The 13,275-nt window shown below is 42.4% G+C and carries 12 protein-coding genes and 2 tRNA genes; 8 read left to right on the forward strand and 6 right to left on the reverse strand.

The annotated features are described in order from the left end of the window. Positions 1-227 precede the first annotated feature (227 nt). On the reverse strand, positions 228-635 hold the full coding sequence (locus JMX48_RS06550) for a DUF962 domain-containing protein (RefSeq protein ID WP_201535787.1): 408 nt from the start codon (positions 633-635) through the stop codon (positions 228-230). 413 nt (positions 636-1,048) lie between these two features. On the opposite strand from JMX48_RS06550, the gene ppx reads away from it, so the two are divergent. From ppx to JMX48_RS06575, 5 genes are all read left to right on the forward strand, one after another. After that, positions 1,049-2,557 carry an exopolyphosphatase gene (gene ppx / locus JMX48_RS06555; RefSeq protein ID WP_227687936.1) on the forward strand — a complete coding sequence of 503 codons (1,509 nt, stop codon included), beginning with the start codon at positions 1,049-1,051 and terminating at the stop codon, positions 2,555-2,557. 192 nt (positions 2,558-2,749) lie between these two features. Further along, the gene (locus tag JMX48_RS06560) at positions 2,750-3,553 is read left to right on the forward strand and encodes an acetyl-CoA carboxylase carboxyltransferase subunit alpha (protein ID WP_201535791.1); all 804 of its coding nucleotides are present in this window, start codon (positions 2,750-2,752) and stop codon (positions 3,551-3,553) included. 185 nt (positions 3,554-3,738) lie between these two features. Next, positions 3,739-5,304, forward strand: a complete 1,566-nt coding sequence (tilS, locus tag JMX48_RS06565; protein WP_201535793.1) for a tRNA lysidine(34) synthetase TilS — start codon at positions 3,739-3,741, stop codon at positions 5,302-5,304. A gap of 177 nt (positions 5,305-5,481) precedes the next feature. Then, positions 5,482-6,315, forward strand: a complete 834-nt coding sequence (gene proC, locus JMX48_RS06570; protein WP_201535795.1) for a pyrroline-5-carboxylate reductase — start codon at positions 5,482-5,484, stop codon at positions 6,313-6,315. Positions 6,316-6,444: 129 nt separating this feature from the next. Further along, positions 6,445-7,005, forward strand: a complete 561-nt coding sequence (locus tag JMX48_RS06575) for a YggT family protein (RefSeq protein ID WP_227687929.1) — start codon at positions 6,445-6,447, stop codon at positions 7,003-7,005. A gap of 269 nt (positions 7,006-7,274) precedes the next feature. Here the strand turns inward: JMX48_RS06575 and JMX48_RS06580 are convergent, their stop codons facing one another. Next, on the reverse strand, positions 7,275-8,069 hold the full coding sequence (locus tag JMX48_RS06580; RefSeq protein ID WP_201535799.1) for a hydroxymethylpyrimidine/phosphomethylpyrimidine kinase: 795 nt from the start codon (positions 8,067-8,069) through the stop codon (positions 7,275-7,277). A gap of 354 nt (positions 8,070-8,423) precedes the next feature. Between JMX48_RS06580 and JMX48_RS06585 the strand changes: the two genes are divergently transcribed. The 3 genes from JMX48_RS06585 to JMX48_RS06595 all read left to right on the forward strand — a co-directional run bounded on the left by JMX48_RS06585 (position 8,424) and on the right by JMX48_RS06595 (position 9,709). After that, a tRNA-Ser gene (locus tag JMX48_RS06585) sits at positions 8,424-8,513 on the forward strand. Positions 8,514-8,696: 183 nt separating this feature from the next. After that, positions 8,697-8,773, forward strand: a tRNA-Arg gene (locus tag JMX48_RS06590). Between the two features lie 273 nt (positions 8,774-9,046). Then, entirely contained in the window at positions 9,047-9,709 is a 663-nt protein-coding gene (locus JMX48_RS06595) for an RDD family protein (RefSeq protein WP_201535801.1), read from the forward strand. 245 nt (positions 9,710-9,954) lie between these two features. Here the strand turns inward: JMX48_RS06595 and JMX48_RS06600 are convergent, their stop codons facing one another. The 4 genes from JMX48_RS06600 to JMX48_RS06615 form a co-directional block, all read right to left on the reverse strand. Then, on the reverse strand, positions 9,955-10,947 hold the full coding sequence (locus tag JMX48_RS06600; RefSeq protein ID WP_201535803.1) for a calcium/sodium antiporter: 993 nt from the start codon (positions 10,945-10,947) through the stop codon (positions 9,955-9,957). Between the two features lie 210 nt (positions 10,948-11,157). Further along, positions 11,158-11,538, reverse strand: coding sequence for an aspartate 1-decarboxylase (gene panD / locus JMX48_RS06605; protein ID WP_201535805.1), 381 nt, complete (start codon positions 11,536-11,538; stop codon positions 11,158-11,160). Positions 11,539-11,638: 100 nt separating this feature from the next. After that, positions 11,639-12,220: an aminoacyl-tRNA hydrolase gene (gene pth, locus JMX48_RS06610; protein WP_201535808.1), complete on the reverse strand. Its 582-nt coding sequence runs from the start codon at positions 12,218-12,220 to the stop codon at positions 11,639-11,641. Positions 12,221-12,402: 182 nt separating this feature from the next. Continuing rightward, positions 12,403-13,092: a 50S ribosomal protein L25/general stress protein Ctc gene (locus JMX48_RS06615; RefSeq protein ID WP_201535811.1), complete on the reverse strand. Its 690-nt coding sequence runs from the start codon at positions 13,090-13,092 to the stop codon at positions 12,403-12,405. Between the last annotated feature and the right edge of the window lie 183 nt (positions 13,093-13,275).

Genomic DNA, 13,275 nt, shown 5'->3' on the forward strand with positions numbered 1-13,275 from the left:
GTTGATCCACTATAAAACAAACACAGTGCTACTGGTATAAATTTTGCGCTGCCTCTGACAGCAACGGCACAGCAAGCAAGGAAAATTTACACCAGTAGCGCGTGATAATATTTGTATCTCTTTTATCTAGGACTGATTATATTAAGTGCTTAAATAAAATAGTCACTAGCACGAGCAAACCAGCACAAGTACATCCGTTACTGTGCTGGTTTTTTTGTAGATAGGTTTTATCGTACTTTATCGAACTTGCGATCTTTTAAACTTAGTCGACCACGCAGTACATCGCTATACATACGAAAGTCGCTGGCAAAGCTTTTTAGTGGCGACTTAAAAGACGCTGGCTTGTTTTTTTCAAAGAAAAAATGTCCGATCCAAGCGCAGGCGTACCCTGCTGCAATGCCTTTGAATAATGGTTTTGGTGAACGGTTTTTGATAGATTTTGCCAATCCTAATAAGCCAAAGCTGCTACCGGCAAAATGCAGGCGGCGACAAGCCATGTTTTGATGTTCATCCAAATAGAAATCATAAAATTTCTGCTCTGCTGGAGGATTAATTTTTACGACGTCTTTTTTAGCGTTATCGATAGCCTGAGCATCTGCTGTCTTAGGCGAATTTGGTGCGACAATTTGATTCATTTTTCTAGCTTCCTTGCTGGTCGTTTATCAAATAAAAATCGAAGAGGCGTTTTAATAAATATCGTGATAATTTTATAGAGCACTTATACTTATAAATAACCAGTAAGTCGCTGTTATTTATTATAAAATTGGTGGCTTTTAATGTAGCAAACCCATATTGTTAACACAAGTAATAGATATCGAGCGTCGGTCTATTATTTATTTATGGTTTGTCTACCATGGTGCTAGGATTTTATGTTACTTGCCAGTTTTTGGCATAAATGCTTTAATGGCGAAATTACGTCGATTCAAATAGATATTGCTCTTTTGTGTGTCCGTCATACTTATAATTATTATGTGCCTAATATTTGACCAATATTCTTTTTTATTTATCCAACATGGTAACGACTTCTCTTATGCCTATTGACTACCTGATAAACCCACCACTCACTGATGACGAAATGATGGCAGCCATTGATATTGGTTCCAACAGTTTTCATTTGGCCATTGCTCGTCTTGACCATGGTGAGGTACGAAAAGTAGTTTCTATGTCCGAAAAGGTGCAGCTCGCCGCAGGATTGGATGAACATAATATTTTAAGCGCAGTCGCTGAGAGTCGCGGTCTCGAATGTTTGAGCCGTTTTGCTGCGCGCTTGGATTCAGTGCCGCCCGAACGCATTCGTGTCGTGGCAACCAACGCGTTGCGACAGGCCAAAAACGCCAATAATTTTATCGCCCAAGCCAACAAGATTTTGCCCAAGCCCATTGAAATCATCTCAGGACGTGAAGAGGCGCGCTTGATTTATTTGGGCGTGTCACATACCAATGCCAGTAGTGACAAGCGTTTGGTCATTGATATCGGTGGGGGTTCGACAGAGTTCATCATTGGTCAAGAGTTTGATCCGCTATTGACCGAGAGCTTACAGATGGGCTGCGTGGCCTTTACGCAAAAGTATTTTGCGGACGGTCTGATTACCAAAGAAGCTTTCAATAATGCCATTTCAGGCGCTCGCAAAGAAGTGCTAGCGATTAATGGCCGTTATCAAAAGACGGGTTGGAGTAGTGTGGTTGGCTCTAGTGGGACGATTAAAGCGGTGCGCAACGTCCTTGTTTCTCAAGGCTGGGCCGATGAGCAAGAACGCATTACTTATAAAGGTGTCAAAAAATTAGAGAAGCTGCTCACTAAAATTGGCAACGTCAATGACATTGATTTAGAAGGCGTCAAAGACCACCGCAAAGCAGTATTCCCAGCAGGTGTCGCGGTACTGCGCGCTGTGATGAAAGTATTGGGCGTAGAGACCATTGTTTACTCAGATGGCGCGCTACGCGAAGGCGTCATGTATGACATGCTGGGGCGTTTTGCGAGCGAAGACGTACGTGATCGTAGCGTCTTGGCGCTAATCAAGCGTTATTCAGGCGATAAAAAACAAGCCAAACAAGTCGTAAAAACCAGTCGCCATCTGTTTGACCAAGTAAAAGATAAGCTTGGACTTAGTAATGAGGACGGCGACTTGCTCAGGCGTGCGGCGTTTTTGCATGAAATAGGGCTGGCGATTAGTCATAGCAGCTATCACAAACACAGCGCTTATCTGCTCGAATATTCGGATATTCCAGGGTTTTCACAAGTCGATCAAAAGCGTATGGCGCAGTTGATGCTCAATCATCGTCGTAAGCTCAAAGCGGATATGTTCGAGCAGACTTGTAATATCGGTGGTAATCAGCTGGTTTATCTCTGTTTATTACTTCGTCTCGCGGTACTGACGCATCATAGCCGTAGCGACTATGATCTACCAGAATTACAACTAAAAATAATCGATGAAAACTGCTGGCAAATTGCCATTGCCGATAGTAGCGAGCATTATGCTTTCTTGTTGGCTGATCTTCATACTGAAATTGATCAGTTCTCTAAATGGGGCGTGGCACTGAGTATTATCGAAGTTTAGGGCCAAGGCTTTTATAGATTACGATTGTGATTATTGCGTTAAAGATTCGTGTAACAAAAGCTGCTTTGTCGGTAATGTCATGCCATATAAGATGTGCTACTATAGCTTCTATTGAGTTTACAACTGTACTTTCATTATCTGAAAATCGATAACGATGCCATTATCAAGTATAACTATTAAAGGGAAGCGTCTATGAGCACTGTCTGGGATAGTGTGCAGCTTGCACGACACGCCAAGCGTCCATTATTTATGGACTATGTTAATCAGCTATTTACCGAATTTGATGAGTTGCATGGCGACCGTGCTTATGCCGATGATAAAGCCATTTTGGGTGGACTGGCACGCTTTGACGGCAAGCCAGTAATGGTCATCGGTCAACATCGTGGTCGCAGTACTCGTGAGCGTATTGCTCATAACTTTGGTATGGCAAACCCTGAAGGCTATCGCAAAGTGATTCGTTTGGTCAAAATGGCTGAGCGTTTTGACATTCCAGTGATGACTTTCGTTGATACTCAAGGTGCTTATCCTGGTATTGGCGCTGAAGAACGTGGACAAGCACAAGCCATTGCCGAAAGTATCGCGGTTTTTTCTAGCTTAAAAGTACCTATTATCGTCACTATTATCGGCGAAGGTGGTTCAGGCGGTGCACTTGCGATTGGCGTTGGTGATAAAGTGAATATGCTACAAAATAGTATTTATTCAGTCATTTCTCCTGAAGGTTGCGCCTCTATCTTGTGGAAAACGGCTGAAAAAGCGAAAGATGCCAGCGAAGCATTAAAATTGAATGCGATTAATTTGTATCAAATGGGTTTGATCGATGCTGTGATCGAGGAAGGAGAGGGCGCTCATATTCACCCGCAACCTGTGATGAAATCTTTGAAAGCACTCATTGCTGAACAATTAGATGAAATCAAAGACTTGGACGCGCAAGAGCGTTGCGAGCTACGCTATGAAAAGCTGAAATCCTTTAACTCAGAAGTGATGCTACCCGCTTAAATGCAACGCTTTTAATATTAGAGAGTTGTGCTTAATGCTAAAATAAAACGTGTCAGTTAATGGCGCGTTTTTTTATGCCTATCAATTTCAGCTTATAAGCAAATTCATTCATTCCAGCAGCACCGTAGCATTTTTACTGTTTTCTACCTATAACCCATCTGATCATCAAATAAATAAGGCTGATTATGACCAGCAGCGCAATTATTCCCTATCCTATTGAGCCAATAGCAGCGTTGCCAATTGATGATAATTTGGCACAAGCAGTCTTGAATAGTATGGCTGAGTATGGCACGCAGCTGCATGGTCGCAGGCTTTGGCTGGCATGTAGTGGTGGTCGTGATTCGTTGGCACTCGCGGCGCTGTGTGTGCAGCTTTATCGGCAAGGTAAGTTGCCATTTTTACCACAGCTTTTACATGTTGATCATGGATTACAGTCTGAGAGTGATGAGTGGGCGGCGCATATCAATCACTGGGCAAAGACGCAGCAGATACCTTGTCATATTTTGCAAGCAAAAGTGATCGGCCATGACGAGCAGGCGGCACGACAAGCCCGCTATGACGTTATGCGTTCGTATATGAATCAAGAGGATGTTTTATTACTAGCGCATCATGCTGATGACCAAGCGGAGACGGTATTAATGCGGTTGATTCAAGGGGCGGGCGTCAATGGTCTATCGGGTATGCAGCCGTGGCGAGTACAAACGCAGGGCGCGCATCGAATAGTATTATGGCGACCTTGGCTCACGATACGCCGTACCAATATTAGTGCCTATGCCAAGCGTTTGAAGCTACCTTATATCGACGATCCGACCAATGAGACGGGCGATAATGTTCGTAGCGGACTGCGACGTGACATCATGCCAGTATTGGCGACATATAATCCAAATGTCATTGAGAATATGGCTCGTAGCGCGCAGCTACTGAGCGATGCAGAATCTACCGTTCGAGCGCAAGCCGTCCAAGATATGCAGCAGACAGCGATTGACTCATTACAACTGCCACCCGCACAGCGGGTACTAAATATTGATCAATTAGAAAAGCTACCTTGTCACCGCCAACGCCAGCTCTTGCACCATTGGCTAGGCCAAGATGAGCCGTTACCGCCTGCCAAACAATTGATAGATGATGCACTAACGCTAAGCCAACGCCGTGATCATGACCATCAAACCGAGCTATTTTGGCAAGGTCGCATGCAGTCATATACCATTCGCCGCTACCGTCAGCAGCTCTATCGTTTGAGTAATAAGTGGCTAGCAGGGCTGAAAATGCCGCTTATCGAACAAACAGAATTAGTACGCGATCCTAATTTTATGCAGGATGATTTACATAGTGCATGTATATCCATCACTTTGCGCACGAGCAAGGATTTTGTTTGGCAACTGCAAGTAGCGTCAAACGCGTTGGCGCAACTATTAAACCACTATAATGATGAGACGGCGTTTAAAACAGTGCTGAAAATAACACCATTAGATCGTCAGCAGCGTCTTCAAACGACACTGGCTTCACGCCCGCAAGCAGGCAAAAAACTATATCAGAACTTAGGCATTCCATTGTGGTTACGCGAGAGTTTGGTTGTCATCAGTGTGGCGTTTATAGATGAAGAGAACGCCAAAAACGAGCTAATAAAAGATATTCCTATCTTATTGTTATCACCTTTTGAGCGCTGGATATTAAACACTGATCCTGTAGCTATTCATACGAATAAAACCTTACTCAACGACCTTATTGACAGTCATCTAAGCATCAAATAATACACGCTAAAAATTGGCTTTATTCATTTTAGATCATTGGATTTTTCGATATTTAATGACGCTAATGTCTGCTTGAATTTATCAAACGGTAGCAGTAGCAGTATGGTAAACTGAGTGTCATTTTATATCTCGTTATGTCAATTTGAATGTTTTTGAGTTTTTTAGTAGGAGACAGTTATGTCAGTATTAGATAATAAGAAAATCAGCTTTATCGGCGGCGGAAACATGGCGCAGGCTTTGATTAGTGGGCTTATCGGCTGCGGCGTCAAGCCTGAGCTTATCACCGTATCAGCACCTAGCAAAGAGACACGCGAGCAGTATGATAAGCAGCAAATGAACACGGTTGATGCAAGCGAAGATCCCAAAGCTGCCGTGATTGGCGCTGACGTCGTAGTATTGGCAGTCAAGCCGCAAGTAATGAGACAGGTCATTGGTGAGTTTGCGGATGCGCTAGATAATCAGTTGGTGATTTCGGTCGCGGCAGGTTTGTCGACCGAGGTTTTATCTGGCATGTTAAATGGTTATCGCAATATTGTGCGCGCGATGCCCAATACGCCTTCGATGATTCAGATGGGTGCCACGGGTCTTTATGGCACTGAGAATATTTCTGCCGAACAAAAGCAATTAGCAACGGCGGTAATGGAAGCATCAGGGCTGGTCATGTGGGTCGAAAACGAAGAACACATGCACGCGGTCACAGCCGTTTCAGGTTCAGCGCCCGCTTATATGTTTTACTTTATTGAGTCGATGGTCGATAGAGCGGTTGCATTAGGTTTGGATCAAGAACAAGCGTTAGCGCTGGCATTGCAAACGATGATGGGTGCGGCAAAAATGGCCATGAATAGTGATGATTTGCCTGCTGAACTGCGCCGTAAAGTAACCTCACCGAATGGCACAACTCAAGCAGCGATTGAGTCAATGCAGCACAATGAAATCGGTCGCCAAATAGGTGAGGCCATGCAGGCTTGTTATGATCGCAGCCAAGCACTTAGCGAAGAGCTCAGTAAATAGTTATCTATCCCTATAAAGTGCCTCATTTTCCAAAGGTTAATGAGGCACTTGAGTCATTATATTAATCATGACATTTGTCATCCTAAAACCTGTTAATAATGTCATATTGAGTAGCACTTTATGAGCAACATGTTATTTCAAATCTTTGATTTGGTCACCACTTTCGCTATGATGTTGGTGTTCATTCGTTTTATGCTACAGTTTGCAGGAATGGACGCGAGTGACCCTATGGTTGCGCCTGCTTATAAAGCAACCCATATTGTCGATGTCTTTGGGCGTATTTTTCCAACCGTCGGTCAAGGTCGTATCAGTATTGCCGCTATCGTGCTGATGTTTTTGATTCGCTTGATTGATATCTCTGGTAAAGCGGCATTGATGCATAAAGGAATTTCGCCGGTACCGTTATTTTTTACGGGTACAACCAGCTTAATCTTGGACTTTTTGCGCCTGTGTCGCTATCTAGTCATTGGTTCCATCATTGTCAGTTGGATTGTGGTGTTCACCCAATCTCAGCATCCGATTATCGGTATCATTATTAATCTAGCGGAGCCTATCTTGGCACCGTTTCGCCGTATCACACCAAACCTAGGCATGCTTGATTTATCGCCAATGGTCGCTTTTCTTGCTTTTTACTTGCTTGAGATATTCATTGGTGGTTTGACATCTAGCCTTATGCCAATGTTGGGCTAAGCGGTATTTCTCCAAAATTAAGAAAATAATGGCATCGTAATATTCAAATAAAAAGGCGCTCTATATCTTATAGAGCGCCTTTTTGCCGGATGCTGTTGATCCTATTATTGTTTTATAAATATAGTCAAAATATCCTGAAAACGCTATGGCACTACTGATACCAATTTTTTGTAGCTGCTATCTGCGCAGGCACAGCAAGCAAGAAAAATTTGTCTCAGTCACGCAGGATAGTGTCGTGTATCCATTTTATTCAGTATCGACTATATCTGTCAAAAGCGGACGAAGCGATTGGGTATCAATTGAGCTTTAGCATCGCTAGGATGTGGGACGTCAGCCGCACGCAAAGTCTGGATAATCCAGCTATCTGCTGCTTTAACTGCTTCTACAAGCACATCTCCCATCGCTAAGCGTCCTGCGATAAAGCTGGCCAGTGAGCAGCCTGAGCCATGGAACTCACCTTGTAGGCGCGGCAATGTGCTTTGATGAATCATTTCACTTTTTACATATAAGTACTGCTCGATATCGCCACTATCAAAGTCATGTGAGGTCTTCACTAGGACGGCATAAGCACCCTCTGCGCATAATTTTCGTGCCGCGACATGCAAGTCTTGTTCGCCGCTCAAAGCACGTAACTCATGGCTGTTGGGCGTAACTAAAGTGGCATAAGGTAACAGTTTCTTAAAGGCAGTCACTAACGTTTTCTCATCACCTAAGCTGCCGCCACTATTGGCCACCAATACGGGATCTAATACAAAAGGGGTATTTTTCTTAATAACTTTATTAGCGAATAATCTAGTCATCATTTTTATATTATCAGTGGTCCCGAGCATGCCCGATTTGATAGCCTTTACTGGCAAATCTTCGAGTACTGCCATCGCTTGGTTTCTGACTAATTCAGCGCTACAAGCTTCAAAGCCAAATACTTGCTGCGAATTCTGTATAGTGACCGCTGTACAAGCGATGGTGGCATGTGCGCCTGCTTGGCCGATGGCTTCAATATCGGCTTGTAGACCAGCACCGCCTGAGGGGTCCAAGCCTGAAAAACACAGTACCACTGGTCGCATAAGAATTCCTTTCGCATGTTTGAAAATAAATAACAAATACTATAGCTATCTACTGACCGAAAAGCCATAGCTGTCCAAACAGTGCGTTTAAATGATCAAACCATCAATACATAGTCGATTCACCATAAAATAGATACAGCGCTGATAGGGTAAATGCTGTTTTTACTGATACTTTGATGCTTTAAAAGGATATGAAAGCAGATAAATGAATAATTATGCTAAAACCTTCATTAAATCTATAGACAACGCTTGCAATTCGTTTTGGCTTTGCTATAATACTCACCCACGGCATAAGGCGTATCATTAGCATTGATACCTTGCTTATAGAGTTTTTATAAGTGTTTTATATCGTTTGGTGAAGTGGGTGAGTGGCTGAAACCAGTTCCCTGCTAAGGAACCATACGTTTGCGCGTATCGAGGGTTCGAATCCCTCCTTCACCTCCATTTATTCAGTTGTTATTAGAGTAGTAACGCATTATATTGGCGTTAAATATTTTTTAGTCATTAAATCAGAAACTAATTTGGTTTTAATGAAAAAATATATTGACACAAGCGATATTATCTATATAATGACCAACCTAATTTACTGCAATTGTTTAACAAGGCAGTAAATGATGTGCAAAGTACGCGCTTGTAGCTCAGTTGGATAGAGCACTTGGCTACGAACTAAGGGGTCGGGAGTTCGAATCTCTCCAAGCGCACCATTTGCATCATCACTTCTTTAATACAATTTAAAGAAAACATTAAATAAATCGCCTGTCTTATGACAATTTGGCGGTTTTTTTATGTCTGCAATTTTCTTAATTACCCTAGTTTTCTCATGACTGTATTTTTCTTATTGCCATGGTTTTTTCGTGATTATAGTTTGCCTGTGACTTTATTATGTGGCTAAATGGCATTATTAGGATAATGTACGATAAGACCATGAATTACGGTACAATAGAGCCATTATTCACTGCTTGCTATGAGCTGGTATCATGTCAAAGAGTTTATCTAAACGCCCATCAAAATCTGCCATTAAGCCAAAGCCTCAATGTAACCCCGCTATGCAGCAAATTCCCGATGAAGAACCAACGATTGCTCAGCCAACGACTCGTGTCGTGGCTATTCTCTATGATGGCATGTTGATTTTGGCATTACTATTTTTGGTGGGAACAACGCTAACGGTTATTGGTACATTGATGACTATGGAGACGGGCACGCAATCCTCGCAAGCACAGTCGCTACCAACGTGGTATCAAAACGTGATCATGACGCCAGCTTTTATACTAACGCTGGTGGGCTTTTATGGGATATTTTGGCGACGAGGCGGGCAAACACTAGGTATGCAAACATGGCGACTAAAAACGGTCAATAACTCAGGTCATCTACTGACATGGGGACAGTCTTTTAAACGTATTTTGGCTGCTTGTTTGATGCCGTTACTTTTTGGCATTATCGGTAGCCTAATTGGCGAGTCACGTGCGTTATTATTAACCAGTGCGATTTTAGGACTGATCTTCAATTACGTGTTCTGCTTATTTAATCCTCGCGGCTTAGCGGTGCAAGACATGATATCCAACACCATTACCCTAAAAATGCCAAAAGTCGCACAAGAAGGGTTATGGCGTGGCTTTAGAAATCGCAGAAAAAATAAATAATACGATCTAGGGCGTGTCATCATTTAGATTGTGAGGCTTAAAATGAGATAAATGGCAGTCAAACAAGGAAAATAACTGGTTAATATCGAGATATTAACCAGTTATTTGACGATGTTTGGCAAAATTTAGCCATTTTAAGACCACTAAATGATTAAGTGTGCTAATTGATGACATGCCCTAGAGGCAAAGCGTTTAAGCTTCTCATATTTAAATAGCGGTAAAGCCAACAGTATAGCGATTAAAAACTACATATTGGCGGTTTGAATGAGCCATCCTGTATAACCGATAAAAAACAGCACCAGTGTAGCACCTGAGGTGCGACCAAATTGACGTTTCGTTATAAAGGCAAAGACGCACAGTGCGATGAGCAGTAAAGTGATTGCGCCCATTGTTAACACGTCACGAGACAAAATAACCGGATTGACAGTAATCGGTGTGATTAGTGCGGCAAGACCGACAACGCCCAACGTATTAAAGATATTAGAGCCAATGATATTGCCCAATGCCATGTCATGTTCGCCTTTGCGTGCCGCTGACAAACTCGATACCAGCTCAGGCAATGAGGTACCAACAGCGACAATCGTTAGCCCAATGATTAGCTCGCTGAATCCCCAAAATGTGGCCAGCTCCACAGCGCCCCAAACGATTGCACGCGAGCTTATGACCAGCATCAGCATACCAATAAATAGGCTACCAACACCTCGCACAACGCTTTGTTCTACGTAATTTGGGTCGATACTATTACTATTATTATCTGCGACCACATCATCTTCATGCTCATGATAGCCTTCACGCAAGCTGAGGATGATCTGCATTCCTAATACCACGACCAATAATACTAATAGAACGAGGCCATCGGTTAAGCTTAATAGCCCATCACGCAGTTGCCATGCGGCGATAGCGGTAATCAGTAATAAGATAGGCAAGTCGCGCTTTACGATACCCTTACGGATGATAATAGGACTGATTAATACCGTCGCACCCAGCACTAATGCGATATTGATAATATTAGAACCATAGGCATTGCCCAATGCCAATTCAGGGCTACCCTCTAATGCTGCTAATACTGACACCACCATCTCGGGCGCGGATGTTCCTATTCCTAATATTAAAACACCGATTAAAAAGCTTGGAACCCTGAATCTCTTTGCCAGTGCCGTCGCTCCATCAATGAAAACATCCGCACTCCAAACCAAAATTGCTAGACCAATCAAAATTGCAATGACTGCCAACCACATGTAGATAACTCCTTCGTTAGGGATAAAAAATAGCTATTGGGTTTTGAATAATCTTACATCATATAAAAATGGCATAAAAAAAAGCTGAATCACAATCTGGATTCAGCTTCGATATAAGTACAAGTATTTTAATAGGATTTTGACAACAACAGCAATGGTACGATGACGTATTTACTCATACTTTATGTAACAAGCTTTTAGGTGATTTACTTAAGCCACTTGCACAGGAATAATATTTGCGGTGTCTTTTACGGTATTGTCTTCGTTGCAATAGACCAATTTTGGCTGATACGTCGCCGCTTCTACTTCATCAAAATGGGCATAAGCACAAATGATAACGATGTCACCCAAATCTGCCATATGGGCCGCAGCACCATTCAACGAGATAATACCAGAACCTGCTTCAGCACGAATAACGTAGGTGCGAAAGCGTTTGCCGTTGGTTACATTATAAATATCGATAGACTCATTTTCTCGCAACCCAGCAAGATCCAAGAGATCACCATCGATACCGCACGAACCTTCATAGTGCAGTTCAGCATGGGTGACGCGGGCACGGTGTAATTTGCATTTAAGCATATTAAGTAGCATCGGTTGCTTCCTTAGCGTAACTGAGATTAAGTAACTAAATCAAAAAATAAATGGGGATTAATTTGCTAAAATAAAAGACGGCTGACATTTAAGTAGTGTCTTATTCAGGGAGTTTAAAGCTATTAATTTGCGAACGTGCTTTTTCAACATCACCTGCTAATAATAAGGGTAACGCCTCAAAAGCCGCCGTTAAAGCGCCATCAATGGCAATCTGTTCATCAGGAGACGCTTTTGAGAGAACATGTCCACTCACTTTAGACTTGTGGCCAGGATGTCCGATACCAACACGTAGACGATGAAAATCATTGCCAATATGTGGCGTAATATCACGTAGCCCATTATGACCACCATGTCCGCCATCAGTTTTGAGCTTGATACTACCAGCTGGAATATCAAGCTCATCATGAGCAATTAACAGCTCATTATTATCTATGCCGTAAAAATCAACCATCGGCACGACTGACTGACCAGATTTATTCATAAAAGTTAATGGCATCAATAAACGCACATCAGATCCGTGAATTTGTCCGCGCCCTGTCACTCCATGAAATTTTTTATCAGGGGAGAGGGTAATATTGAATTGCTGAGCCAAATGATGGACAAACCAAAATCCGGCATTATGACGCGTAAACATATACTGCTGACCAGGATTACCGAGACCGACAATAAGCTTTATGGCCATAAAAATACCCTACTTGGATTGAGTAAATAAATAATAAGCTTTGAAAATAGTATCGACATTATTTTCAAAACTTACTGACAAAAACAGCAGGAGATCTGAATCACCTGCTGTTTTTTTTGACTGAATAAATCATCCACTATATGTACTGTATTAACGATAAACAGTCATATAGAGAGTGACAATTACTCGTCGTCTTTCTTCTCTTCAGTTTCGCCTTCAGCATCTTGCTCAGTGGCTGGTACGTCATCAGCATCAACGTCGTCAGCAACTTCATCAACTTCTTCAACCGTTGGTGGCTGCATGTTAACGATGGTGCGGTCATGGCCGTCTTCTAGCTCAAGCTCATGAATCACAACGCCTTCAGGAAGTTTGATGTCTGATAAGCGGAACAAGTCACCGATTTCCATACCAGATACATCTATTTCTAGATACTCAGGTAACTGTGATGGTAAGCAGATAATTTCGATATCAGATACTAGCGTAGATAATACACCAGCAGCAGCAGTACCAGGCGCATCTTCACGACCAGTAAAATGCACAGGAACATTCATGTGGATTTTTTGACCTTTCACAATGCGCTGAAAGTCAGCATGCATTGGGAAGCCTTTCGCTGGATGGCGTTGCAAGTCTTTGATTACAGCTTGATGCTCAGTACCGTCAACGTTGATAGTCAAAATGTGCGAGAAAAATGCTTCGAATTCAAGTGCTTTTACTAGCTCGTTGATTTTGATAGAGATAGAAGTTGGCTCTTCGTTACCACCATAAATGATAGCAGGAACTAGATTCTGCTTACGTAGGCGGCGGCTCGCACCTTTACCTTGTTGTTCAGCAGAGCGATCAACGGCGTTTAGTTCAAAATGATTAATGCTCATGGATATAATCCTATAAAAAGAATGATGAAGTGTCTGGTCATAAAAAAGTGGATTTGCGACCAATCCACTATTACGTGATGATAACTAAATTTATCATTGCTAATAAAGCGCACAATGTTAAATTTAGCCATTTGCTTATGATAACGATTTTTTTGCCAATTATGGCCAAGTTCGTCGTCACTT

Source organism: Psychrobacter immobilis (assembly GCF_904846225.1).
GTDB lineage: Bacteria > Pseudomonadota > Gammaproteobacteria > Pseudomonadales > Moraxellaceae > Psychrobacter > Psychrobacter immobilis_F.